This is a genomic window from Streptomyces sp. NPDC091371, from assembly GCF_040684275.1.
Lineage (GTDB): Bacteria > Actinomycetota > Actinomycetes > Streptomycetales > Streptomycetaceae > Streptomyces.
In genome coordinates this window covers 106,476-131,360 of record NZ_JBFBFP010000010.1, presented here as the reverse complement: position 1 = coordinate 131,360, position 24,885 = coordinate 106,476, and the positions used below count along the sequence as shown (strand labels likewise).

16 protein-coding genes are annotated in these 24,885 nt (G+C 71.3%); 8 read left to right on the top strand and 8 right to left on the bottom strand.

What is annotated here, in order from left to right; all coding sequences use genetic code 11:
* Nucleotides 1-119 precede the first annotated feature (119 nt).
* Together AB0O21_RS14430 and AB0O21_RS14425 are read left to right on the top strand one after the other, a co-directional pair.
* Nucleotides 120-1,013: a S1 family peptidase gene (locus AB0O21_RS14430; protein ID WP_365170838.1), complete on the top strand. Its 894-nt coding sequence runs from the start codon at nt 120-122 to the stop codon at nt 1,011-1,013.
* A gap of 171 nt (nt 1,014-1,184) precedes the next feature.
* The gene (locus tag AB0O21_RS14425; RefSeq protein ID WP_365170836.1) at nt 1,185-3,071 is read left to right on the top strand and encodes an NAD-binding lipoprotein; all 1,887 of its coding nucleotides are present in this window, start codon (nt 1,185-1,187) and stop codon (nt 3,069-3,071) included.
* 9 nt (nt 3,072-3,080) lie between these two features.
* On the opposite strand, the gene AB0O21_RS14420 is transcribed toward AB0O21_RS14425, so the two are convergent.
* From AB0O21_RS14420 to AB0O21_RS14400, 5 genes are all read right to left on the bottom strand, one after another.
* On the bottom strand, nt 3,081-5,042 hold the full coding sequence (locus tag AB0O21_RS14420) for an NAD(P)/FAD-dependent oxidoreductase (RefSeq protein WP_365170834.1): 1,962 nt from the start codon (nt 5,040-5,042) through the stop codon (nt 3,081-3,083).
* Nucleotides 5,043-5,189: 147 nt separating this feature from the next.
* Nucleotides 5,190-7,754: an FtsX-like permease family protein gene (locus AB0O21_RS14415; RefSeq protein ID WP_365170832.1), complete on the bottom strand. Its 2,565-nt coding sequence runs from the start codon at nt 7,752-7,754 to the stop codon at nt 5,190-5,192.
* Nucleotides 7,754-8,491, bottom strand: a complete 738-nt coding sequence (locus AB0O21_RS14410) for an ABC transporter ATP-binding protein (protein ID WP_365170830.1) — start codon at nt 8,489-8,491, stop codon at nt 7,754-7,756. The genes AB0O21_RS14415 and AB0O21_RS14410 overlap by 1 nt, the downstream gene beginning before the upstream one ends.
* A 77-nt stretch (nt 8,492-8,568) precedes the next feature.
* Nucleotides 8,569-11,652 carry a BTAD domain-containing putative transcriptional regulator gene (locus AB0O21_RS14405; protein ID WP_365170828.1) on the bottom strand — a complete coding sequence of 1,028 codons (3,084 nt, stop codon included), beginning with the start codon at nt 11,650-11,652 and terminating at the stop codon, nt 8,569-8,571.
* A gap of 46 nt (nt 11,653-11,698) precedes the next feature.
* Entirely contained in the window at nt 11,699-14,401 is a 2,703-nt protein-coding gene (locus AB0O21_RS14400) for a SpoIIE family protein phosphatase (protein WP_365170826.1), read from the bottom strand.
* A gap of 284 nt (nt 14,402-14,685) precedes the next feature.
* On the opposite strand from AB0O21_RS14400, the gene AB0O21_RS14395 reads away from it, so the two are divergent.
* Both AB0O21_RS14395 and AB0O21_RS14390 read left to right on the top strand, forming a co-directional pair.
* Nucleotides 14,686-15,393, top strand: a complete 708-nt coding sequence (locus AB0O21_RS14395; protein ID WP_365170824.1) for a tRNA-dependent cyclodipeptide synthase — start codon at nt 14,686-14,688, stop codon at nt 15,391-15,393.
* Nucleotides 15,383-16,567, top strand: coding sequence for a cytochrome P450 (locus AB0O21_RS14390; protein WP_365170822.1), 1,185 nt, complete (start codon nt 15,383-15,385; stop codon nt 16,565-16,567). Before AB0O21_RS14395 ends, AB0O21_RS14390 begins: the two co-directional genes overlap by 11 nt.
* 182 nt (nt 16,568-16,749) lie before the next feature.
* Here AB0O21_RS14390 and AB0O21_RS14385 read toward each other — a convergent pair whose 3' ends face one another.
* A complete protein-coding gene (locus AB0O21_RS14385; protein ID WP_365170820.1) occupies nt 16,750-18,195 on the bottom strand; it encodes a glyceraldehyde-3-phosphate dehydrogenase in 1,446 nt (481 codons plus the stop codon).
* Between the two features lie 121 nt (nt 18,196-18,316).
* Here AB0O21_RS14385 and AB0O21_RS14380 point away from each other — a divergent pair, with 121 nt between their 5' ends.
* A complete protein-coding gene (locus tag AB0O21_RS14380) occupies nt 18,317-19,651 on the top strand; it encodes a radical SAM protein (protein WP_365170818.1) in 1,335 nt (444 codons plus the stop codon).
* Nucleotides 19,652-19,657: 6 nt separating this feature from the next.
* Here the strand turns inward: AB0O21_RS14380 and AB0O21_RS14375 are convergent, their stop codons facing one another.
* The gene (locus AB0O21_RS14375) at nt 19,658-20,275 is read right to left on the bottom strand and encodes a sigma-70 family RNA polymerase sigma factor (RefSeq protein WP_365170816.1); all 618 of its coding nucleotides are present in this window, start codon (nt 20,273-20,275) and stop codon (nt 19,658-19,660) included.
* Between the two features lie 77 nt (nt 20,276-20,352).
* On the opposite strand from AB0O21_RS14375, the gene AB0O21_RS14370 reads away from it, so the two are divergent.
* The gene (locus tag AB0O21_RS14370) at nt 20,353-21,243 is read left to right on the top strand and encodes an alpha/beta hydrolase (RefSeq protein WP_365170814.1); all 891 of its coding nucleotides are present in this window, start codon (nt 20,353-20,355) and stop codon (nt 21,241-21,243) included.
* A 39-nt stretch (nt 21,244-21,282) separates the two neighbouring features.
* Nucleotides 21,283-22,224, top strand: coding sequence for a hypothetical protein (locus AB0O21_RS14365; RefSeq protein WP_365170812.1), 942 nt, complete (start codon nt 21,283-21,285; stop codon nt 22,222-22,224).
* Between the two features lie 54 nt (nt 22,225-22,278).
* Here AB0O21_RS14365 and AB0O21_RS14360 read toward each other — a convergent pair whose 3' ends face one another.
* Nucleotides 22,279-22,638, bottom strand: a complete 360-nt coding sequence (locus AB0O21_RS14360; protein ID WP_365170810.1) for a zinc ribbon domain-containing protein YjdM — start codon at nt 22,636-22,638, stop codon at nt 22,279-22,281.
* A 171-nt stretch (nt 22,639-22,809) separates the two neighbouring features.
* On the opposite strand from AB0O21_RS14360, the gene AB0O21_RS14355 reads away from it, so the two are divergent.
* On the top strand, nt 22,810-24,867 hold the full coding sequence (locus tag AB0O21_RS14355) for a discoidin domain-containing protein (protein WP_365171003.1): 2,058 nt from the start codon (nt 22,810-22,812) through the stop codon (nt 24,865-24,867).
* Nucleotides 24,868-24,885: the final 18 nt, after the last annotated feature.

Sequence of the window (24,885 nt, the reverse complement as noted above, 5' to 3'; positions counted from 1 at the left end):
TTGTGCGGGACGAAGGGCTTTCGCATACTCCCCGAAGCGCTTGTCAGGAACACGCCATTCCTGGCGGGCCTCACAGGGCCCACCACCCACCGGGCCCCGACGCTCCGAGGAGGAGACCAGTGAGGAACACGCGCACCTCGTCCCGCACCACCCCCACCGCCCGGCGCACCGCGATCGCGGCCGCCGCCGGCCTGCTGGCGGCCGCCGTGCTCACCGGGCCCGCCGCCGAGGCAGCCTCCCACCAGGCCTCCCCCAAGGCCTTCGGCGCGGCCGAACTCGCCGCGGTCGACCGGGCGGTTCTCGGCGCTGACGTCGGCGGCACCGCCTGGTACACGGACGCGGCGAGCGGACGGGTCGTGGTCACGGCCGACAGCACCGTGTCCGAGGCCGGCCTCGCGAAGATCAGGAAGGCGGCGGGCGCCAACGCGGGCGCGCTGCGCGTCGAGCGCACCCCCGGCACGTTCACCACCCTGCTCGGTCCCGGCGACGCCATCTACGGCGGCGGCTACCGCTGTTCGGTCGCCTTCAACGCGGTCAGCGGCAGCACCCGCTACTTCCTGACCGCCGGCCACTGCGGCAACGTCGTCAAGACCTGGTACACCAACTCCGCACAGAGCACGCTGGTCGGGCCCACCGTGGGCTCCAGCTTCCCGGGCAACGACTACGCGCTCGTCCGCTACGACAACGCCGCGGTCAGCTCCCCCGGCGGCTTCACCGCCGCCGACGCCTACGTGGGCGAGGCGGTCAAGCGCAGCGGTTCCACCACGGGCACCAAGAGCGGTACGGTCACCGGCCTCAACGCAACCGTCCACTACAGCGGCGGCGGAACGGTTCGCGGCATGATCCAGACCAACGTGTGCGCCGAGCCCGGCGACTCGGGCGGTGCGCTCTACGACGGCACGAAGGCCCTCGGCATCACCTCCGGCGGCAGCGGCAACTGCTCCGTCGGCGGCACGACCTTCTACCAGCCGGTCCCGGAGGCCCTCGCCAAGTACAAGGTCACCCTGTCCTGACCCGCCGCGCCGCGCGGGGCCGTCACCCGGTGGCGGTCCCGCCGGTGGATCTTTCATACCTCGGAGTGAGGTCGCGGGCCACAGTGCGGAATCCCGTGCGCGGTTCCCTAGAGTGAGCCGAGGGCGGCTGGGAAGCCGTCCGACCGGCGCGTCTCATGTTCGGGAGCCCCAGTGCCGCAGCACCACCGTACGTCGCTCCGCCTGCGGCTCCGGTACCGGTTCGACCATCTGGTGGCGGGGGGAACCGCCGGGCTCATCGGCTGGCTCGCGCTGAGCTGTCTCGCCGTGGTGGTCCCGGCAAGCGCGGTGCTCGTCTGGTCCGGCCCGACGCCTCCGGAGACCCTCGCCGGGCGGCTCACGGCGGTGTGGGTCAGCGTCGGCCAGACCCTCAAGCTCGGGGGCGCGGTCGGCTCCCCGCTCCACGTGCTGGCCTCCGTCACCCTCGCGCTGGTGGCACTGCTCTTCGTGTCGACCCTGGTCAGTCTGATCACCACGGGCATCAACAAGCGCCTCATGCTGCTCCGCCGGGGACACTCCACCGTGCTGGAGGCGGGACACACCGTGGTCCTGGGATGGTCCGACCAGGTCTTTCCCGTGGTCTCGGAGCTGGTCGCGGCCAACGCCAACCAGCGGCGCGCGGCCGTCGCCGTCCTCGCCCCGAAGGACAAGGTGGAGATGGAGGACGAGATCTCCGCCCGCGTCACCGACAGCGGCACGACGCGGATCATCTGCCGCAACGGCAGCACCACCGACCCCACCGAGCTCTGCCGGGTGAGTCCGCACACCGCGAAGGCGGTACTGGTGCTGCCGTCCGGCGGGGACGACGGCGACGCCCACGTGGTGAAGACCCTGCTCGCCCTCGACGCGGCCGTCCCCGGGGACGGCGGGGCGGTGGTGGTCGCCGCGGTCCGCGACACCCGCAACCAGGTGACCGCCAGGCTGGCCGCCGGGCCGGGCGGACACGTCCTGTGCGTGGACGACATCGTCGCCCGGCTCCTCGTCCAGACCGCCCGCCAGCCCGGCCTCTCGCTCGTGTACCAGGAGCTGCTGGACTTCGAGGGCGACGAGTTCTACGCCGCCCCCGCCCGGGCGCTCGTGGGCCGGACCTTCGGCGAGGCCCTGCTGTCCTTCGCCACGTCCTCGGCGGTCGGCCTGCTTCGCCCCGGCGGCGGCGTGGTGCTCAATCCGGATCCGGGCACACCGATCGGCGCGGGCGACCGGATCCTCGTCATCTCGGAGGACGACGACACGGCCGTCCAGCTGGACGTGAGCTCGTGGGTCGACGAAGAGGCCATCGTCACGCCCGGCCCGCGGACCGCCCTGCCCGAACGCCTGCTGCTGCTCGGCTGGAACCGCCGCGCCCCCATCGTCGTCGACCAGCTCGACCAGTACGTGAGCCCCGGGAGCACCCTGGACGTCGTCGCGCTCGACGCCCGCGACCTCGGCGCGCCCCGGCAGCGGCTCGAAGTGGCCTTCCACGGCGGGGACATCACCGATCCGGTGGTCCTGGACAAGCTGGACGTGGCGTCCTACGACAGCGTGATCGTCATGGGCGAGGAGACGGGAGCGGACCCGGCCGCGGACGCGGAGTCGAGGACGGACGACAGGACGCTGGTCACGCTGCTGCACCTGCGGGCCATCGGGGAGGACGCGCGGTGCGCGCTCCCCCTCACCACCGAGATGTCGGACGACGCCAACCGGCTCCTCGCGCCCACCCGCGAGGGCGCCGACTTCATCGTGAGCGGCCGGCTGATCAGCCTCCTGATGACGCAGATCTCGGAGAGCCCCCATCTCGCGGTCGTCTTCGAGGAGTTGTTCAGCGCGGAGGGGCACGAGCTCTACCTGAAGCCGGCCACGGACTACGTCCGGGCCGGCTCCGAGGTGGGCTTCGCCACCGCGGTCGAGGCCGCGCGCCGCCGCGGCGAATGCGCGGTCGGCTACCGCCTGCGGGCGCTGGCGGCCACCGGTCCCGGCTTCGGCGTGCGGATCAACCCCGACAAGCGGCAGCGGGTCCGCTTCGCCGAGGGCGACTGGCTGATCGTCCTCGCGGCGGACTGACGGCGGGGCCTACCGCGCCTGGTGGACCTCCAGGGCGGCGCGCACCGCCGACTCCAGGGCGCCCTCGATCCACGCGGGCTTGATGGAGGTGTGGCAGCCCGCGAAGTGCAGGTTGCCCTCCGCCTTGCGGACGTGCGGGAACAGCTCGGTGTGCTGGCCGGGCAGCAGTACGGACGCCTCGCCGTAGGCGTACGGGTCGCGCATCCAGGACTGGGTGCGGCCGACTCCGGTGTAGAACACCTCGATCCGCTGCCCGAACACCTCCTGGACCCCGGCGAGCGCGCGCGGGTAGCGCTCCTCGTCGTCGAGGGAGTCCCACTTCAGCGCGTCGTCGGACCAGCTGTACGAGGCGAGGATCACGCCTCCGGCGCTGCCTTCGACGGGGTAGGAGGGCTGGAACATGAAGCGGTTCGGGTTGTCCGTCGCCGAGCCTCCGCCGATGACGCCGGCGGCCTCCGGCTGGTCGCGGCTGACGACGCGGCAGGCGGCGTAGTGGGCGCGCTGGGCGTCGGAGATGTGGCCGTCGGGTACGGAGGAGTGGGCGCCCAGCAGCGCGCCGTCCGCCGGGGTCCTGCCGGTCTGGTAGCTCCGGTACAGGCCGGGCTTCAGGGCCTCCAGTTCGCGCTGCCAGTCGGCTTCGTCGAACTCCCACCAGCGGCGGCTGAATTCCAGCAGCACCTTGGTGGCGGCGTCGTAGTGCAGCTCGGTGACCGCGCGCCGCTTGCCGTACGAGAGCGCGGGCGCGACCGGGATGTGGCGCAGCCCGGAGAACGGGACGGTGATGATCGCCGTGTCGGCGGTGAAGGTCTCCCGCCGCACGGTGCCGTCGCGGCCCTCGGAGACGGTGTCGATGCCGACCTTGCCGTCGCCGTGCGTGATCCGGGTGGCGCGGCGGTCGAGCCGCACGATGGTCTTGACCCGGTCGTAGAGCGCATCGGCCAGGGTGGCGGTGCCGCCGGGCAGTTCGAAGAAGGCGGTGTCGGGGCTGATCAGCGAGGCCCCGATGAAGCTGTGGATGAAGGCGAGGTGCAGGCGGGAGGTGAGGTTCTCGACGGTGCCGATCAGGTCGATGGTCCGTTCGTCGAGCTTCGCCTCCTCGGTGAGGTAGCGGTACATCGACATGTGCCCGTAGCGCTGGACGACCCGGGCCCAGCCTTCGACGAGTTCCCTGTCCTTCTTGCCCTCGATCTCCTTGCGTACCGGGGCGAAGGCATTGCGGACGATCTGCGCGGCGGGCAGGGATTCGTAGGCCGCGGGCACGCCGAAGGAGCGGTTGAGGGCCTGGGGGCTGCGCGCGTAGTCGGCGCGGCGCACGCGGATGCCGTTGACGAAGATCCAGGTGCGGTAGGCGGGGCGGCCGGAGCCGTCGACGTCGACCAGGTGGAAGCGCCGGCGCTTGAGGCCGAGGCTGTCGATGAGCCCGGTGACCAGCGGGTGGCTGTCGGGGATGCGCATGGCCCCGGCCTCCGCGTACTGCTTGGGGTCCGCGAAGGGCGCCGCGGCCTTCTCGTGGCCGCCGCCGCGGAAGGTCTTGATGCGGCCGCCCACCCGGTTCGCGTTGGCCTCGATGACCGTGACCTGGTGCCCGGCCTGCCGCAGCAGGTGGGCGGCGGTGAGCCCGGCGGGCCCGGCGCCGACGATGAGCACCTTCTTGCCGGGACGACCCGCGCCCGCCCGGTTCTTGGGCAGGCCGTTCTTCAGGAGGACGTCCGCGTAACGCGGTACGAGCGGCTGGTCGTTCTCGTCGCGCACGAGGATGGCCCGGGCGATGGTCAGGCAGGTGTCCCAGTCGGGCGCGGCGGAACCGGAGGACGCCTGCGGGGTCTCGGCTGAGGCGGCGGCGACCGTCAGGGTGGCCGCGCCCGCGACGGCGGCCGCACCGGCGATGACGGTGCGGCGGGAGGGCCGGCGAGCGGGCTCCGGGGCCTGCTGGGCAGAGGGTTCGGGGGTGGGGAGGGGGTCCGTGATCATGGGCCAACTCTTGCGGCCGCCCGGATGCCCCGGCGCCCAAAAGCCCCTGAGCCGGGGAACAACCACCCGGATGTGCGGCGCGGTCAACCCGGCGCTGACAGCGTTTCGTACGGCCGGCCCCGTCGGCGGGGGCCGGCCGTACGAGGACTACTGGCGCGAGCCGATGACGTCCGCGGGGCGGCCGCTCAGTGCCAGCCGGCCCGGGACCAGAGTGGCGAGCGCGGTCAGCGCCGCGGCGAAGCCGAGGACGCCCAGGTACATCCACGGGTCGACGGCCGGGGAGGCCGAGCCCGTCATGCCGACGCTGAAGGCGGTGAGCACCGCGAAGGCGATGCCGGTGCCGAGCAGCGCGGCGATCAGGACCACTTGGGCGGCCTCGATGCGGAGCATGCGCATCACCTGGCGGCGGGTGGTGCCGACGAGCTGGAGCAGGGCGAACTCGCGGGTGCGGTCGGAGACCGACATGGCCAGGGTGTTGACCACGGCGATCGCGGTGAAGGCGATGATCAGGCCCATCGCCACGTAGTTGACCTCCGCGTTGGACTGCTGGACCTCGGCCTGGAGGTCCGCCACCTGGTCGCGGTCCAGGACCCCGACTCCGGGCAGGCCGCCCAGGGCCTTCTGCAGTCCGGCCCGGCCTGCGGCGCCGTCCCCGGCGGTCTTGACCAGCAGGGAGGAGGCGAGGGGGTTGTCCACGTGCTTCGAGACCAGCGCGTGCGCCATGGTGAGGTCGCCGAAGCCCAGCCCGCGCTCGTAGACCGCGGCGACGTCCAGCTCGGTCTCCGTGCCGTCGCCCAGGGTCAGTTTCAGCTTGTCCCCCGGCTTCTTGCCCAGGTTGTCGGCGGCGACCTCGCTGAGCGCGACGCTCTGCGGGCCGAAGCCGTCGAGGCTGCCGCCGGTGACGCCCGGGTCCCAGGTGCGGGACAGGCCCTCGGTGGAGACGCCCTGTGCCGGGTACTTCTCGAGGCCCACGCGCACGGAGGTCCGTACGACCTCGGTCACGGCCGTCACGCCGGGGACCTTGCGCAGCCGTTCGGCCGCCTGGCCGGGCACGCCGGGGCCGGCCGAACCGACGACCCAGTCGGCCTTGTTGCCGGCCTGCGCCTGGGCGGTGGCGGCCGCGCCCATCGTGGTCTGTACGAAGAACACGGTGCAGGCCATCCCGATCAGCAGGGCCAGCGGGGTGACGGCGGCCGCCACCCGCTTGGTGTTGGCACGGGCGTTGGCCGTGGCCAGGTGCCCGGCGACCCGGGAGGCCCGCAGCGGAAGTCCGAGGGCCCCGACCGCGATCCGGGCGATCAGCGGACCGAGCAGCGAGACCGCCACCGAGAGCACCACCACCGAGAGGAAGGTCACCGGAGTGGAGGCGGGCTCGCTGCGCAGCGAGCCGAGGACGGCGAGCAGCACGACCCCGCCGACCAGGAACCCGGCCCCGGCGCCGAACCGGCCCCAGGTGAGGGTCCGCTGCTCCATGGCCGCCTCGGAGAGGGCCTCGGCGGGCCGGATGCGGGCGGCGCGCCTGGCGGAGATCCGGGCGGCGGCCCAGGCGCCGAGCAGGGCCGCGCCGATCGCGGCGAAGAACGGGAAGACGCTGAAGGTGACTTCGAGGGTCTCGGGGATCGCCTTGAAGCCGACGAACCGGCCGTGGAGCCAGTAGGCGATGGGCAGTCCGGCGATCGAGCCGAGCACACCGGCGAAGAAGCCGACGATCAGCGCCTCGCGCCCGATGAGCTGCCGGATCTGCCGGGGGGTCGCCGCGATGGCGCGCAGCAGGGCCAGTTCGCGGTAGCGCTGCTGGATGGAGAGGGCGAAGGTGCCGACGACCACGAGGATGGCGACGAGCAGCGAGGTGCCGCCGATGGCGCCGCCCATGGAGACCAGCTTGATCCGGGCCTTGGCGGCGTCGAGGAATTCCACGGGGCCGCGCTCGCCCCCCGTGACCACCTGGGCGGTGGTGCCGGCGAGGGCCTTCTTCACCTGCGCGGCGAGCTCGGCGGTGGAGACCCCGGGCTTGGGCAGGACGCCGACGGCCGCGACCTGGCCGCTGCGGCCGGAGAGCCGCTCGGCCTCGCCGTCGGAGAAGAACAGCGAGGTCTGCTGCTTGAGGTCGCCGCCGGCGGGCGCGGCGATGCCGGTGACCCGGTAGGTGCGCGGGGTTCCGGTGGCCTGGACGGTCAGCTGGGCGCCGGTCTTGATGCCGGTCCGCCGGGCGAGTTCGCGGTCGACGACGACCTCGTCCGGGCCGGCCGGGGCCGCTCCGTCGGCCAGGGTGAAGGGGGTCAGGGGCGCCGAGGTCCACGCGTGCCCGTAGGAGGGCTTGCCGTCGACGCCCGGGACGATCTGCCCCTTGGGCGTGACCGCGTAGGCCGGGAAGCTGATCTCGGGGAGGGCGGCCCGGACCCCGGGCAGGGAGCCGAGGGTGTTCGCGGTGTCGGCGGGCAGCCAGACCCGCTCGCCGAGCGGCTTGGCCTTCTCCTTGGTCTTGCCCTTCCCGTCGCCCTTGTCCGTGACGGTGACCTGGTGGACGTTCTGGTCACCGCCGACGATCACCGGGGCGCCGGCGTAGCGCTCGGTGCCGATGGTGCCCCGCAGGCCGGTCTCCAGGAGGATGCCGCAGGCCGTGACCAGGGCGGCGGCACAGAAGAGGGCGAGGAAGGCGCCGATGAAGCCGCCCTTGCGGGCGCGCAGTGTCTGTACGGCGTAGCGCAGCATCAGGCCCACGCTCCCAGGTGGGTCATGCGGTCGGCGACGCGGTCGGCGGTCGGGGCGTGCATCCGGTCGGCGATCCTGCCGTCGGCGAGGAAGAGGACGGTGTCGGCGTAGGAGGCGGCGACCGGGTCGTGGGTGACCATGACGACGGTCTGGCCGGTCTCGTCCACGCAGGACCGCAGCAGGGAGAGGATCTCCTTGGCGGTCACGGTGTCGAGGGCTCCGGTGGGCTCGTCGCCGAAGATGACGTCGGGGCGGGTGATCAGCGCGCGGGCGATCGCCACGCGCTGCTGCTGGCCGCCCGACAGCTCGGCGGGGCGGTGGGTGGCCCGGCCGCCGAGGCCCACGCGGGTGAGGATCTCCTCCAGCCAGGCGGGGTCGAGGCGTTCGCCCGCCAGCCGCAGCGGGAGCTCCACGTTCTGGCGCACCGAGAGCGAGGGGATCAGGTTGAAGGCCTGGAAGACGAAGCCGATGCGCTTGCGGCGCAGCTCGGTCAGCTGGGTCTCGTTCATCCCGTTCAGCTCGGTGTCGCCGATGTAGGCGGAGCCGCTGGAGGGCTTGTCCAGGCCGGCGGCGCAGTGCAGGAAGGTCGACTTGCCGGAGCCGGAGGGCCCCATGACGGCCGTGAACGAGCCCCGGTCGATCCCGACGGAGACGCCGTCCAGGGCGCGCACACCGCGCCCGGCCTTGCCGTACTCCTTCACGACTTCGTCCAGGCGCAGCGCAAGGGCAGATGACATCGCAGACTCCACAACTCAGCAGGTTTCTTGTCTGCGTTGACGTTATGGAGCGCTCTTATCGGCGGCTTATCGCGCGGTTAAGCGCTGCGGTTAAGCGCCGCAGTCGCCTTCTCCACCCAGGGCGGGGAGCCGATGCGGCGGAAGAGCGCGAGCGCGGCGGTCAGGTGTTCCCGCCCCTCCTCCTCGCGTCCGCTCCCCCGGCGGGCCCGGCCGAGCGAGAACAGGATCTGCGCCTCGATCATGGGGCTCCGGGTGCGGCGGGCGACGTCGAGCCCCTCCAGGAAGGCCCGCTCGGCCGCTTCCACAGAACCCGCCAGCAGCCGGGTCTCGGCGAGCCCCAGGAGGGTGTAGGCGAGGCCGAGCAGATCGGAGCGGTCCCTGACGATCTCAATGGCACGCAGGAACTCGATCTCCGCCGTCTCCAGGTGACCCAGCGCCAGATGGGCGGTGGCCAGCCGGTGCCTGGCCTGTGCCATGCTGCGACGGCTGCCCCCGATGCTCTCGCATACGCCTAGGGCTTCCTGGCACAGCGCCAATGCGACATCTGGCTGGCCCCGGTCGAGTGCACACTGCGCCAGGCTCTGGAGCGCGAACGCCACGGACGACCGGTCGTCCACGGCCCGGAACAACGGGAGGACCTCCCGCAAACGCTCCTCTCCCCGGTCGTAGTCTCCTCGGAGCCGGTCGACCATCGCAAGGCAGCTCACGGCCAGTGCCCGCCCGTGGGATTCCCCCGCCTCGGTGTACAGCGCGAGGGATCGCTCGAAGCGTTCGGTCGCCTCCGTGAGCCTGCGCAAGCGCAGCTCCACCGCGCCGAGTTCGTTCTCGGCGACCGCCTGGCCCCGGAGATTGCCCGCGATGCGCGCCGCGTCGAGGGCGTACTCGCTGCACCTGCGCCAGTCCTCCAGGTAGTTGCGGTATCCGAACAGCGACTCCATGGAGGCGACCACTTCCCAGGCCAGTTCGTCCATGCCCATCCGGGCCGCCTGCTCCACGACGGCGACCAACGTGAGCCGTTCGGCCTCGAGCCAGTCCAACGGGTCCGCCAGCAGTTCCTCCAGCAAGGCGGGGTCGATCTCACGACGGGGGGTGTCGCCGTTCACCTTGCCGTAGTCTCCGCCGAACTCGGATCGGTGGGCATGCTCCGCGATGGTCAGGAAGGTGCGGAAGACACGCTCGCAGGCAGCCCGACGGTCGACCTCGGGCTCCTCCTCCCGGACGCGTTCCCCCGCGTACAGCCGCATCAGGTCGTGGAAGCGGTAGCGCAGCTGCCCGATGGCATCGACCCCGACGACCTGGAGGAACTGCGTGTCGACGAGATGCTCCATGAGCCGTTCCGCGTCCAGTACGTCGCTGTCCATCAGTGCCGCACCGACCCACGCGGTGAAGTCGGGTACGGCGAGCAGCCCGAGGAAGCGGTAGAGCCTGGCGGCGTCCTTCGGGAGGTAGCGGTAGCTCAGCTCGAAGCTCGCCCGCACCTGGGACTCGCCCTGGCTCAGCTCGTCCAGCCGGCGCCGCTCGTCGGTGAGCCGGGTGACCAGGTGGCGGACCGTCCAGTGCGGCTTGGACGCCAGCCGGGCCGCGGCGATGCGCAGCGCGAGGGGCAGCCTGTCGCAGAGTTCGGCCAGCCGGGTCGTCTCCTCGGCCGCGCCCAGCAGCCGGGCCTCGCCGACGATGCGCCCGATGAGTTCGACGGACCGGTCCTCGGGCAGCAGTCCGAGGTGGACCCGGGCCGACTGCGGCCAGGTGACGAGGTGCTCCAGCTGGTCCCGGCTGGTGACCAGGACGGTGCAGCCGCCGTTGCCGGGCAACAGCGGCCGGATCTGGGCGAACGTACGGACGTTGTCGAGCACCAGCAGCACCCGGCGGTCGGCCACCACGCTGCGGTACAGCGCGATGCGGTCCTCCAGCCCGTCGGGGACGACGTCGCCCTCCACCCCGAGGGAGCGCAGGAACCGGCTGAGGATGTCGCCGGCCGTGGTCGGCGCGTGCTGTTCGTCATAGCCGCGGAGGTCGGCGAACAGCCGCCCGTCCGGAAAGTGTTCGGCGACCCGGTGGGCCCAGCGGACGGCGAGGCCGGTCTTGCCGACTCCGGCGACGCCGGTGATCAGCCCGGTGGTCGGGGAGTGCCGGTCGCCGCCCGAGCACTCGACCAGGGTGTCGAGGGCGGCGAGCTCCTCCGCGCGGCCGGCGAACCCGGGTACGTCCGGCGGGAGTTCGGAGGGCACGATCTGGCCGCGCACCCTCGGGGGCCCGGCCTTCGGGGTGGCTTTGACGGCGGCCGGGGGCGCTTCCACGGGACCGGCTGCCGCAGCTCCGCCGGGCCGGGGTGCGGCGTGGGCGGCGGCGGTGCCGCCGGGCGGGCTGAGCACCGGGTCGTCGCGCAGGATCGCCTCGTGCAGCTCGACCAGTTCGGGCCCGGGCGCCATGCCGAGCTCGTCGATGAACCGGCGCCGCGCCTCGCGGAAGCTCTCCATGGCCTCGGCCCGCCGCCCGGAGCGGTACTGGGCGAGGATGAGGTGGTAGCGGGCCCGTTCGCGCAGCGGGTGTTCGCGCACCATGGCGGTCAGTTCGGGCAACAGCAGCTGGTGCTGGCCGAGTTCGAGCCGTACGTCGGTCATCGCCTCGTGGGCGTTGACGCGTACTTCCTCCCACCGGGCGGCCTCGTCCTCGACGAGCTGCCCGGCGACCCCGGCCAGGGCGGGGCCGCGCCACAGGGCGAGCGCCGCGGCGTAGGCGCGCGCGGCGTCGGCGGGTCTGCGCTCGCGGGTCGCGGCCTCCGCCTCGGCGACCAGGTCCGTGAAGGTGACGCTGTCGAGCGCGTGCCCGTCCGCGTGCAGGACGTATCCGGGGTGCGCGGTGGCGATGACCTCCTCGTCCAGACCCTCGCTCTTGAGGGATTTGCGCAGGGCCGCGATGACGATGGCCACCTGGGTCCGGGCGGTGGCGGGCGGACGGTCGTGCCACACCACGTCCACCAGGGTGTCCACCGGCACGATCCGCCCGGCGTTCAACAGCAGGAGCCCGAGGACCGTACGCTGCCTGGCACCCCCCAGGGCCACCGCGCGCCCACCCACGGTCACCGTGAGCGGGCCAAGAATTCTGAAGTCGAGCTGCTCGCCCACCTGTTCTCCCCCGTTGCCGGCCGCGCCTGCCGACATGATCACCATACCGGTCGGCGGCCTGCCACAGGATTCCCGCGCGCCGTCAGAGGGGTTCCGCGTCCAGGAAGTCCCAGAGGTCCGGCTCCTTGCGGCCGGGGGTGCCCGGCAGGGCCAGCTGCGCCCAGATGACCTTGCCCTCGGGGGTGTACCGGGTCCCCCAGTGCTCGCTGAGCTGCGCCACCAGGAACAGGCCGCGCCCTCCCTCGTCGGTGGTGGCGGCGTAGCGCAGGTGCGGGGCGGTGCTGCTGCCGTCCCATACCTCGCAGGTCAGGATGTGGTCGTGCAGGAGCCGTACCCGGACCGGCGCCCGGCCGTGCCGCACCGCGTTGGTGATCAGCTCGCTGAGGATCAGTTCCGTGGCGAAGCCGAGCTCCGGCAGCCCCCAGTCGTCGAGCTTCCTCGCCGCCGCGTTCCGTACGGCGCTGACCGCGCTGGGCTTGAACGCCACGTCCCACTGTGCGACCCGGTCCGGGCCGAGGGTGCGGGTCCGTGCGATGAGCAGGGCCACGTCGTCGGTGGGCCGGGTCGGCAGCAGCATGTCGAGCACGGCCCGGCAGCTCGCCTCCGGGCTGCGGTCGGGCCGGCTGAGGGCGGCGCGCAGCAGTTCCAGGCCCTCCCCGATGTCCCGGTTGCGCTCCTCGACCAGCCCGTCCGTGTACAGGACGAGCTGGCTTCCCTCGGCCAGTTCCAGCTCGGCGGTCTCGAACGGCATGCCGCCCAGGCCCAGCGGGGGCCCGGCCGGGAGTTCCACGATGCTCGTCGTGCCGTCGGGGGCGACGAGCATGGGCGGCAGGTGCCCGGCCCGGGCCATGGTGCAGCCGTGCGAAACGGGGTCGTAGACGGCGTAGAGGCAGGTGGCGCCCAGGACGCCGCCGGCGCCGTCGCCGATCTCCCCGTCGTGGTCGATGCGCTGTACGAGGTCGTCCAGGCGGGCGAGGATCTCGTCGGGCGGCAGGTCGAGTGAGGCGAAGTTGTGCACGGCCGTGCGCAGGCGCCCCATGGTGGCGGCAGCGTGCAGGCCGTGCCCGACGACGTCGCCGACGACCAGGGCGACCCGGCTGCCGGGCAGCGGGATCACGTCGAACCAGTCCCCGCCCACCCCGGACTGCGCGGGCAGGTAGAAGTGGGCCACGTCCACGGCGCTCTGCTCGGGCAGGGCCCGGGGCAGCAGGCTGCGCTGGAGGGTCACGGCGAGGGCGTGTTCGCGGGTGTAGCGGCGGGCGTTGTCCATGCTGACGGCCGCGCGGGCGACGAGTTCCTCGGCGAGCGAGAGGTCGTCCTCGTCGAAGGGCTCGGGCTTGCGCGAGCGCCAGAAGTTGACCACTCCGAGGACGACGCCGCGGGCCTTGAGCGGGGCCGCGATCAGCGAGTGGATGCCGTAGTCGACGATGGCCCGGGTCCGGGGCGGGTCCTGGGCCTGCCAGCCCGGCGCGTCGGACAGGTCCGGTACGAGCTCCGCCTCGCCGGTGCCGTAGCCGCGGGCCTGCGGGGTGGACGGCAGGAAGTCGATCAGCCGGCCGCGGGGGTAGAGCGGATGGTCGGCGCGGATGCCGCTGACGGCGGTGCGCCGCATGTCGGCACCCGGGCCGGGCTCGTCCCCGTCGAGCACCGGGGCTGCCAGGTCGACGGTGACGAAGTCCGCGAACCGGGGGACGGCCACGGCGGCGAGTTCCTCGGAGGTTCGCACGACGTCCAGGGTGGTGCCGATGTCGCCGCCGGCGTCGTAGAGCAGTTTGAGACGTCGTCGCGCCGCGTCCGCGCGGCCGGTCAGGACCCGCATTTCGGTCGAGTCGCGGATGGTCGCCACGGCGCCCGCCGGTTTGCCCCCGGGGTGGGTGAGCCGCTGGTTGACGACGAGCAGCCGGTCCCCGCTCTCCAGTACTTCATCGGTTGCGACCCTGCCGGATAGCAGCAGGTCAGCCATTCTTCGATCCAATCCCGCCACCTCAGCGACCGGACGCCCCTCGGCATCGGGCGGCAACCCGAGCAATCGTCGGGCCTCGTCGTTCGCGAGCAGCAGCCGGCCGTCACCGTCCGTGATCAGCACGCCTTCGCGGACGGCGTGGAGCACCGCGTCGTGGTGCTCGTACATCCGGGTCATTTCCTGTGTGCCGAGCCCATGGGTCTGGCGGCGCAAACGGCGGCTGATCAGGGCCGTTCCGACGGTCGCCAGGGCCAGGCCGCCGGCGATGGCCAGCAGGATCACCGGGAGCTGGCGGTCGACGACTCCGGTCACGTTCTTCACGGTCAGGCCCGCCGAGACCAGCGCGACGACCTTGCCGTCGGGGGCGGTGACGGGCACCACCGCCTGGATCTCCTTGCCGAGGGGGCCCTGCACGCTCTCGGTGTGGACGCGCCCGGCGAGCGAGGGCTCGATGGTGCCGACGAACCGTTTCCCGATACGGTCCGGCTGGGGATGGCTGTAGCGGATGCCGTTGGTGTCCATCACGACGATGAAATCGACGTGTGCGGCCTTGCGCGTGGCCTCGGCGAGGGGCTGCAGCACGGCGGACGGATCGGGCGTCTTCAGCACTTCGCGCAGGCCCACGGAGTGCGCGAAGGTCTCGGCGACGGACACCGACCGGTTGCGCGCCTCGCGGTCGATGTCGTGCCGCGACTGGAGCAGGAGGGCCAGCAGGGCTCCGGCGGCGAGCAACACCACGATCGTCACCTGGAGGACGAAGACCTGGCCGGCGACGCTCCTGAACCGGTTGCCTAGAGGTGACCGCACCGCGGTGCCCGGCACGGGTGGCGAGGAAGGGTCACGCTCCCAGTTGTAGCACCTCCGGGAGCCGCTGACCCGGCAGGCGCACAACACGCCCGGAAAGTCACCGAGAGTGACGCAAGGGCCATCGGGACTGTCGGGCGACCGATAGAATTAGGAACATACAACCACGCTTCCGGGTAAAGGAGTTACTGTCCAGAAGCCATATGACCCGTCACCTGAGTCGGGTACCTTCCTTCACGTCGCCGCCACACCTTGGGCACAGGGCCCCCTGGGACTAGCGGCGCGAAGGACCCGACACTCTGTTGACGACAGCGACCGAAGTCTTCACAGTCCGGCCGTACACCCCGCATTGCGAAGTAATCAACAAGGAGGGCGACCACGCCGTCATCGGCATCTCGCCCGGCAACAGCTATTTCTCCGCACAGCGCATTCATGACCTCGCCCAGTGGGGCATGCGCAACTTCGATCAGGTCGACCTGATCTACACGGACCTGTACGTCGCCGAGATGTTCGAAGCCCTCGGCTACGACGAGATCGAGGCCCGGCGCAAGACGGTGAAGAACCTGCGCGGCGTCCGCGCCAAGGTCAACAACGCCGCCGCCGAGGCCGACCCCACGGGCCAGCGCCTGCGCGCCCGTCCGATGTCGGCCCTCACCGACATCCCGGCCTACAAGGCCATCCACTCGGACCTGACCAGCCGGCTGGACAACGACCCCGATTTCCGCGCGACTTGCAGCGCGCTGGTCGACTCGTTCCTCTCCTCCAAGGTGCTGAACGGGGAGACCGCGACGACCCGGCAGCGCGAAGTCTGCCTCCAGTACGTGTGCGCCGAGGCGCCGCTCTTCCTGGACACGCCCGCCATCATGGGCGTGCCCTCCTCGCTCAACTGCTACCACCAGCTCCTGCCGATGGCGGAACTGCTGTACTCGCGCGGCTCGGGCCTGCGCGCCTCCCGCAACCAGGGCCACGCCATCATCACCCCCGCCGAAGGATCCTTCGATGAGCACTGACACCGTCCTCGACTTCCCCTTCGACGCCCGCGGCGACCGGCTCCCCGCCGAGGTGGAGCAGCTCCGCAGCGAGCCGGTCAAGAAGGTGCGCACGATAGCCGGGGACGATGCCTGGCTCGTCTCCTCCTATCAACTGTGCAAGCAGGTCCTCGAAGATCCGCGGTTCAGCCTCAAGGACACCTCGGCCCCCGGCGTGCCCCGTCAGTACGCGCTGACGATCCCGCCCGAGGTCGTCAACAACATGGGCAACATCACCGGCGCCGGCCTGCGCAAGGCCGTGCTCAAGGCGATCAACCCCAAGGCCCCCGGCCTGAACGACTGGATGCGGGCCGAGGCCACCAAGCTCGTCGACAGCATGCTGGCCTACGGTGCGCCGGTCGACCTGCGCGGCCAGTTCACCAACCCGTACTCCGAGAACCTGCACTGCCGCATCCTCGGCATCCCGTTCGAGGACGCCCCGCGGCTGGCCGGCAGCCTCGACATCGCGTTCATGAACTCCGCCTGCCCTGTCACCGGTGCCAAGCTCAACTGGGACCGCGACATGGCGTACATGGTCGAGCGCCTCGACGACCCGGCCACGACCGGTCTGATGGCCGAGCTCGCGGCCCTGCGCGAGGACCCGGACTACGCGCACCTGACGGACGAGATGCTGGCCACCGTCGGCGTCACCTTCTTCGGTGCCGGCGTCATCTCCACCATGGGCTTCCTGACCATGGCGATCTTCTCGCTCCTGCAGAACCCCGACGTGTGGGCGCAGCTGCGCGAGAACCCGGAGAAGATCCCGACCGCGGTCGACGAGCTGCTGCGCGTCAACCTGTCCATCGCCGACGGCCTGCCCCGGCTGGCCACGGAGGACGTCCAGCTCGGTGACGTCCTGGTGAAGAAGGGCGAGCTGTGCCTCGTCCTGGTCGAGGGCGCCAACACCGACCCGTCGGTGTTCCCGGACCCGCACACGTTCGACATCGACCGGGAGAACGCCAACCAGCACCTCTCCTTCGGCGGCGGCGGCCACTACTGCCCGGCCACGGCCCTCGGCAAGCGGCACACCGAGATCGCCATCGAGGTCCTCCTGGAGAAGATGCCCAACCTGGCGCTGGCCGTGCCGGTGGACCAGCTCGTCTGGCGCACCCGCTTCATGAAGCGCATCCCGGAGCGCCTGTCCGTGCTCTGGTAGTACCGCACCACCAGTACCGCACCGTCGCCGACACGGCGCGTGTACGACGAAGGCCCCGGCCGGGGAATCCCGGCCGGGGCCTTCGCTTTGCCCGCACCACCGCCGGCCCGGCGCGTACGCCGAAGGCCCCGGCCGGGTTTCCCCGGCCGGGGCCTTCGGTCTACCGCTCAGCTGCGACGAGATCAGACGCCCGGAACCGGGTAGGTCGGGTACTCGACACCGGAGACGTGCTGGACGACCCGGATGACCTGGCAGGAGTAGCCGAACTCGTTGTCGTACCAGAGGTACAGGATCGCGTTGTCGCCGTCGACCTTGGTGGCGCCGGCGTCCACGATGGACGAGTGGCGCGAGCCCACGAAGTCCATGGAGACCGCGTCCGGGGCCGTGGTGAAGTCGATCTGGCGCTTCAGCGGCGAGTTCAGCGAGACGTCGCGGAGGTACTCGAGGACCTCTTCACGGGTGGTCTCGCGGCCCAGGCGCAGGCTCAGGATGGCGATCGAGACGTCCGGGACGGGGACGCGGATCGAGCTGCCGGTGATCGGGGCCTTGAGGTCCGGCAGCGCCTTGGCGACGGCGGAGGCGGCACCGGTCTCGGTGATGACCATGTTGAGCGGCGCGGAGCGGCCGCGGCGGTCGGCCTTGTGGTAGTTGTCCAGCAGGTTCTGGTCGTTCGTGAACGAGTGGACGGTCTCCACGTGGCCGCGCAGCACGCCGTACTCGTCGTCCATGGCCTTGAGCGGCGGGACGATCGCGTTGGTGGTGCAGGAGGCGCAGGACAGGATCTGCTCGTCCGGCTTGATGGTGTCGTGGTTGACGCCGTGGACGATGTTCGGGACGTCGCCCTTGCCCGGGGCCGTCAGGACGACCTTGTCGATGCCGGGGCGCAGGTGCTTGGAGAGGCCCTCGCGGTCCCGCCACTTGCCCGTGTTGTCGATGAGGATGGCGTCCTTGATGCCGTACGCCGTGTAGTCGACCTCGGACGGGTCGTTGGCGTAGATCACCTTGATGGAGTTGCCGTTGGCGACGATCGTGCTGTTCGCCTCGTCGACGGTGATCGTGCCGTTGAACTGGCCGTGGATCGAGTCGCGGCGCAGCAGCGAGGCGCGCTTCACGAGGTCCTGCTCGCCGCCCCCGCGGACGACGATGGCGCGCAGGCGCAGGCCGTTGCCGGAGCCGGCCTTCTCGATGAGCAGGCGGGCGACGAGGCGGCCGATGCGGCCGAAGCCGTAGAGGACGACGTCACGGCCGGTGGAGCGCTCGAGCTTGTTCTCGCCGGTGGCGCCGACGACGGCCTCGGCGGTGAACTCGGCCACCGAGAGACCACGGGCGTCGGCCTTGTACGTCGCGGCGAGCATGCCGATGTCGATCTGCGAAGGGCCGAGATCGAGCGTGGTCAGAGCCTGCAGGAACGGCAGCGTCTCGGTGACCGACAGCTCCTCGCCGTCGATCTGCCGGGCGAATCGGTGGGTCTTGAGGATGCTGACCACCGACTTGTTCACCAGCGAGCGGCTGTGAAGCAGGACCGTGACGTCCCGCTCCCGGTGCAGCTTCCCGATGATCGGGATCATCGACTCCGCGATCTCTTCGCGGTTTTTCCAGCTGCTGAACGAGTCCTCAATGACAGTCACAGGTTTATCTTTCGAGCTAGGCGGTGCTCATATGCTAACCACCCTATCCCCTGCCACTTCACGCACCCCCACCGGGCTACGCTGCGAGGTGATCGTCCAGGCATCAGGGATGGAGCAGCACATGGAGACCCGCAGCCGTACCGCGCTGGTGGAAGGCCTGATGGAGCGCTTCCCGCAGGTGCCCCGGGAGGCGGTGATCAAGGAGGACCTGCTCCGGGGCGGGATGGCCTTCGACGAGTCCGCCCTGAGCGGAACGGCCGACGGGGCTTCCGGCGACGTGAAGCCGAAGTCGTACTTCATCTTCTCGTTCGACCACCGGACCCTGCCGGAGCTCGGTGCCGCCGCGCTCAACCGTCCGCCGGAGGAGATCGTCCTCACCGGCGGCCCCTACGAGCTGCGCCGCACGGTCGTGTCCGTGCGCGTGAACCCGGACTCCCCCTACGTCGTGCGCGGTGGCGAGGACGGCTCACTGGGACTCTACCTGGACGGTGTGCGGATCGCCGACGTCGGCCTGCCCCCGATGCCGGAGTACTACCGGCACAAGCTGTCGAACGGCAAGTCGGTGATGGAGGTCGCGCCGACCATCCAGTGGGGCTACCTGATCTACCTGACGGTCTTCCGGGTGTGCCAGTACTTCGGCGCCAAGGAGGAGTGCCAGTTCTGCGACATCAACCACAACTGGCGCCAGCACAAGGCGGCGGGCCGCCCCTACACCGGCGTGAAGCCGGTCGAGGAGGTACTGGAGGCCCTGGAGATCATCGACCGGTACGACACGGCGGGCACCTCCCGGGCGTACACGCTCACCGGCGGTTCGATCACCTCGCAGGTCGGCGGCCGCGACGAGGCCGATTTCTACGGGCACTACGCGAAGGCCATCGAGGAGCGCTTCCCGGGCCGCTGGACCGGCAAGGTCGTCGCCCAGGCCCTGCCCCGCGACGCCGTGCAGCGCTTCCACGACTACGGCATCAAGATCTACCACCCGAACTTCGAGGTGTGGGACCGCCGGCTGTTCCAGCTGCACTGCCCGGGCAAGGAACGGTACGTCGGCCGCGACGAATGGCACCGCAGGATCCTGGACTCCGCCGAGGTGTTCGGCCCGCGCAATGTGATCCCGAACTTCGTGGCGGGCATCGAGATGGCCGAGCCGTTCGGCTTCACGAAGGTGAGCGAGGCCATCGAGTCGACCACCGAGGGGCTGCGGTTCTTCATGTCGAACGGCGTCGTGCCGCGCTTCACCACCTGGTGCCCCGAGCCGACGACCCCGCTGGGCAAGGCCAATCCGCTGGGCGCCCCGCTGGAGTACCACATCCGGCTGCTCGAGGCCTACCGGGCGACGCTGGAGGAGTTCGGCCTGAGCTCCCCGCCCGGCTACGGTCCGGCCGGTCCCGGGCGCGCGGTGTTCTCCGTGAGCTCGTTCATGGACAGCCTGGAGGGGCTCGAAGCCGCCGACGCCTGACACGCCCTACGCGCCGCCCCCGAGCAGGTCGCGCTGGATGCGGTGGGCGAGGGCGCGGCGCACCGAGGCCGAGGTGTCCGGATCCGGGGCCGCGGTCTTCGACGGGACGTCGAGGCCGCGGCTGATCCCGTCGTACGCGGCCCGGAAGCCGCCCGGGAGCTCGGCCGCGTGCAGCCTCAAGTCCTCCTCGACGAGGCGGCGCAGCTCGTCGACGTTCCCCGGCGTGAAGCGCTTGCGCCCCCGGGCGAGGGACTCGACGTAGCGGGTGCAGCGGGCGGCTCCCCGGCAGCTCTCGGAGATCCCCTCGGCCAGGGCCCACAGGCGCCCTTCGAGCCACGGGGCGTCGTGCTGGTCGAGCGAGAGCCCCATCGGCGGCGCCGGGTCGTCGCCGTCCTTCTGCTTCGCGACCTGCTTCGACACGGCGGGCTGGCTCATGCCGGTGAGCCGGGCGATCTTCTCCTGGGTCCAGCCCAGACCGGCCAGCACCTGGATCATGTCGGCGCGCAGCCTGCGCATCTCCTCGCCCGCGCGGATGACCTCGTTCATCTCGGCGAGCATCCGCCCGGCCTGCTCCTCGGTCAGCGCCCCGGGGTGCCGGCCGCCCATGTCTTCTCCGCCTGCCATGGCTCCCTTATACACCCCGGCACCCCTCACTCATAACCTGGTTGTATAACCGGGTTATGAGTGGCAGGATCCGGGCCATGCCCACTTTCTCCGCACCCGACGGCACCCTCCTCTCCTACCGGACGACCGGCGACGGCGACCCCGTCGTCTGCATCCCGGGAGGCCCCGCCGACTCCGCCTACCTCGGCGACCTCGGCGGCCTGTCCGCGCACCGCCGGCTGATCGTCCCGGACCTGCGCGGCACCGGCCGGTCCGCGGTCCCCGCCGACCCCTCCTCCTACCGCTGCGACCGGCTCGTCGAGGACGTCGAGGCCCTGCGCGTCCACCTGGGGCTCCCCCGGATGGACCTGCTCGCCCACTCCGCCGGCACGAACATCGCCGCCCAGTACGCGGCCCGGCACCCGGAGCGCGTCGGCAGGCTCGGCCTGATCGGCCCCAGCAGCCGGGCCGTCGGACTGGAGATCACCGGGGCTACGCGGCGCGCGTGCGCGCTGCTGCGCGAGGGCGAGCCGTGGTTCCCGGCGGCGTTCGCCGCGCTGGTCGCGCTCACCGAGGGCAGGGGCGCCGACGCGGAGGCCGTCGCACCCTTCTTCTGGGGCCGATGGGACGCCGCCGCCCGGGAGCAGCACGCCGCCGCGCAGCCGCAGAACCCGGACGCCGTGGCCGGCTTCGGGGCCGAGGGCGCCTTCGACCCGGCGGCCACGCGTGCGGGGCTCGCCGCCTTCGGCCGCTCCGTCCTGCTGCTCACCGGAGAGTTCGACCTGAACAGCCCGCCCCCGATGGCCGTCGAGTTCGCCGGGCTGTTCCCCGACGCCGCGCTCGTGGTGCAGCCGGGCGCGGGTCACTACCCCTGGATCGACGACCCCGACCGGTTCCTGGCCGCCCTCGAGGCCTTCCTGAACGCCGACGTCTCACCGTACGAGACAGTAGGGTCTCGAATCCCCTCCGCGCATAACAATCCCCGGTGAAACGGGTTTGAAAGCCGGAAGATCTCCTATCCTCCCGGCATGCCGATCTTCGGAACCCGCCGCCGCAAGCCGCGCCTCGCCCCTGAGCTCGACGACAGCCAGCTCGGCCGGGTCCTGAAGGCACTGGAAGGCAGCCCGTCCCCGGGGCTCGCGGACCTCCAGATCGCGCAGGTGGAGCAGCTGCTCGCGGAGGCGGGCACGGACTGGGACCGGCGTTCGCACCGGATGCGCGTACTGGCCCACTGCGCGGCCGACTCCAACTTCGTACGGACGTGGCCCGCCCGGCGCCCCGGCAGCGGCGACGCGCTGCTCCTGCAGGCGTGGGCGGACCTGGTCCGGGGCGCCCGCAAGGGGGATCTGGACGACGCCCAGGCGACGGTCGACACCTGTTACGACGCAGCCGACCTCCAGCCCGCCGACCCCACTCCGTGGGTGGTTCTGCTGGGGGTCCTGCGCCTGCTGCGGCGCCCCTCGCAGGAGGTGTTCCAGATATGGCAGGAGGTCCTGGCCCGCGACACCTGGAACCGCGAGGCGCACCTGCAGATGCTCGGCTACCTCTCGCCGGACGAGTGCGGCTCGCACATGCAGGTGCTCGAATTCATCGACGCCTCCCGCTCCCGGATGCCGGCGAACGCCCCCACCGCGGGCATCGAGCTGATTGCGACCGTCCGGCGGCACCACACCGGCGCCGCCGAGGACGACCTGAGCACGCTCATGGCGCGCCGGCACTGGGCCAGCGCTCCCGCCGCGCCCGTCCTGGACCGCGCGTACGCCAACTGGAAGAGCCCGGGGTTCCTGCACCACGCGGCCACCAAGGCCGATCTGAACCTGCTGGCCTTCGCCCTCGTGCAGGCCAACCGGATCCGGGACGCCGGAGAGGTGTTCCAGCTGATCGACGGCACGGTCACCGAGTGGCCGTGGCGGCTCAGCGGTGACCCGGTGCAGCAGTACGCGTACTGGCGGGACCGCGCGCAGCGCTGATCCGCGCCTTCCCGCGCCGGGCCCGGGACACCCCGTGGCCCCGCGCGGCGGCGGTCAGCCCTTCCTGACCACGCTGGACTTCAGCTGCATGTTGCCGAAGCCCTCGATCTTGCAGTCGATGTCGTGTCCGTCGACGCCGTCGACGAGGCGGATGTTGCGCACCTTCGTGCCCGCCTTGATGCCCGTCGGGTGGCCCTTCACCTTGAGGCCCTTGACGACCGTGACGGTGTCGCCGTCCGCGAGCACGTTGCCGACCGAGTCCTTGATCACCCGCTCCTCGGAGGCGGCGTCGCCGGCCCCGGCGGGGGCGGGCTGCCACTCGTGGCCGCATTCGGGGCAGACGAGCAGGGCGCCCATCTCATAGGCGTACTCGCCGGCGCATTCGGGACAGGGGGGCAAAGGGTTCTCAGTCATCCGGACAGTATATTTCCGGCCCACCCCGTTCCGTCCGACCGGGCGATCGACCGCTGACGATTCATCAGGTCAAGCGTCCCGGACTATTGACTCTGCTGTCAGCAGCCGAGATTCTCGATCGGATCCCCCACCGTGCCATCTGCCGAATGAAGACGTGATGATGACATGCACATGACCCTCCCGCGCCGCAGGCGCAAACCCCTGGCGGTCCTCTCGATCCTCCTCCTCACCGTGGTGGCCATGGTGATGGGGCCCGCGGCCACCTCCTCCGCCGATGCCGGCTGGTGGAACCCGGTCGCCCGGCCCGCGCCCGACTCCCAGATCAACGTCACGGGCGAGCCCTTCAAGGGGACCGACGCCCAGGGCCGGGTCCGCGGCTTCGTCGACGCCCACGACCACCTCATGTCCAACGAGGGCTTCGGCGGCCGGCTCATCTGCGGCAAGCCGTTCTCCGAGCAGGGCATCGCCGACGCCCTCAAGGACTGCCCCGAGCACTATCCCGACGGCACCCTGGCGATCTTCGACTTCATCACCAAGGGCGGCGACGGCAAGCACGACCCCGACGGCTGGCCCACCTTCAAGGACTGGCCCGCCCACGACTCGCTCACCCACCAGCAGAACTACTACGCCTGGGTGGAACGGGCCTGGCGCGGCGGCCAGCGGGTGCTCGTCAACGACCTCGTCACCAACGGCGTGATCTGCTCGGTCTACTTCTTCAAGGACCGCGGCTGCGACGAGATGACCGCCATCCGCCTGGAGGCGCAGAAGACGTACGAGATGCAGGCCTACATCGACAAGATGTACGGCGGCCCCGGCAAGGGCTGGTTCCGCATCGTCACCGACTCCGCGCAGGCCCGCGAGGTGATCAAGCAGGGCAAGCTCGCCGTCGTCCTGGGCGTCGAGACCTCCGAGCCCTTCGGCTGCAAGCAGATCCTGGACATCGCCCAGTGCTCCCAGGCGGACATCGACCGCGGCCTGGACGAGCTGCACAAGCTGGGCGTGCGCAGCATGTTCCTCTGCCACAAGTTCGACAACGCGCTGTGCGGGGTCCGCTTCGACCAGGGCGCCCTGGGCACCGCGATCAACGTGGGCCAGTTCCTGTCGACCGGCACCTTCTGGAAGACCGAGAAGTGCGCGGGCCCGCAGCACGACAACCCCATCGGGCTCGCGGCCGCTCCGGAGGCGCAGAAGCAGCTGCCGGCGGGCGTGGCCGTGCCCTCGTACGCGGCGGACGCGCAGTGCAACAGCCGCGGGCTGACCGAGCTCGGCGAGTACGCGGTGCGCGGCATGATGAAGCGCAAGATGATGCTGGAGATCGACCACATGGGCGTCAAGGCCGCCGGTCAGGCCTTCGACATCCTGGAGTCCGAGTCCTACCCCGGCGTGATCTCCTCGCACAGCTGGATGGACATGGACTGGACCGAGCGGGTCTACAAGCTCGGCGGGTTCATCGGCCAGTACATGGGCGGCGCCGAGGGCTTCAGCGCGGAGGCGAAGCGGACGGACGCGCTGCGCGACAAGTACAACGTCGGATACGGGTACGGCACCGACATGAACGGCGTCGGCGGCTGGCCCGGCCCGCGCGGGGCCGACACCCCCAACCCGGTGCGCTACCCCTTCCGCAGCACCGACGGCGGCTCGGTCATCGACAAGCAGACCACCGGGCAGCGCACCTGGGACCTCAACACCGACGGCGCCTCGCACTACGGCCTGGTCCCGGACTGGATCGAGGACATCCGGATCGTCGGCGGCCAGGACGTGGTCGACGACCTGTTCAAGGGCGCCGAGTCCTACCTCGGCACCTGGGGCGCCTCCGAGCGGCACAAGGCCGGCGTGAACCTCGCGGCGGGCGCTCCCGCTTCGGCCAGCTCCGCCGAGTGGAACCCGTTCGTCAGCTACGCGCCCGGCCGGGCCATGGACGGCGACCGGGGCAGCCGCTGGGCGAGCGACTGGAGCGACGACCAGTGGCTCCAGATCGATCTCGGGACCACGAACCTCGTCAAGCGGGTCACCCTCGACTGGGAGCGCGCGTACGGTAAGGGCTACCGCATCGAGGTCTCGTCCGACGGCTCGAACTGGCAGTCCGCATGGTCCACGACCACCGGTGACGGCGGCCTGGACACGGCACTGTTCGACGGGGTCTCGGCCCGGTACGTACGCGTCCACGGGGTGCAGCGCGGCACCAAGTGGGGCTACTCCCTCTACGAGGTCGGCGTGTACAGCAGCTGACCCGTACGGGAGCACGGG

Coding starts and splice junctions, on each gene's coding strand:
- AB0O21_RS14420 (WP_365170834.1), bottom strand. CDS start 5,042: ATGATCACGGACCCCCTCCCCACCCCCGAACCCTCTGCCCAGCAGGCC.
- AB0O21_RS14415 (WP_365170832.1), bottom strand. CDS start 7,754: ATGCTGCGCTACGCCGTACAGACACTGCGCGCCCGCAAGGGCGGCTTC.
- AB0O21_RS14410 (WP_365170830.1), bottom strand. CDS start 8,491: ATGTCATCTGCCCTTGCGCTGCGCCTGGACGAAGTCGTGAAGGAGTAC.
- AB0O21_RS14405 (WP_365170828.1), bottom strand. CDS start 11,652: ATGTCGGCAGGCGCGGCCGGCAACGGGGGAGAACAGGTGGGCGAGCAG.
- AB0O21_RS14390 (WP_365170822.1), top strand. CDS start 15,383: ATGAGCACTGACACCGTCCTCGACTTCCCCTTCGACGCCCGCGGCGAC.
- AB0O21_RS14380 (WP_365170818.1), top strand. CDS start 18,317: ATGGAGACCCGCAGCCGTACCGCGCTGGTGGAAGGCCTGATGGAGCGC.
- AB0O21_RS14375 (WP_365170816.1), bottom strand. CDS start 20,275: ATGGCAGGCGGAGAAGACATGGGCGGCCGGCACCCCGGGGCGCTGACC.
- AB0O21_RS14370 (WP_365170814.1), top strand. CDS start 20,353: ATGCCCACTTTCTCCGCACCCGACGGCACCCTCCTCTCCTACCGGACG.
- AB0O21_RS14365 (WP_365170812.1), top strand. CDS start 21,283: ATGCCGATCTTCGGAACCCGCCGCCGCAAGCCGCGCCTCGCCCCTGAG.
- AB0O21_RS14360 (WP_365170810.1), bottom strand. CDS start 22,638: ATGACTGAGAACCCTTTGCCCCCCTGTCCCGAATGCGCCGGCGAGTAC.
- AB0O21_RS14355 (WP_365171003.1), top strand. CDS start 22,810: ATGACCCTCCCGCGCCGCAGGCGCAAACCCCTGGCGGTCCTCTCGATC.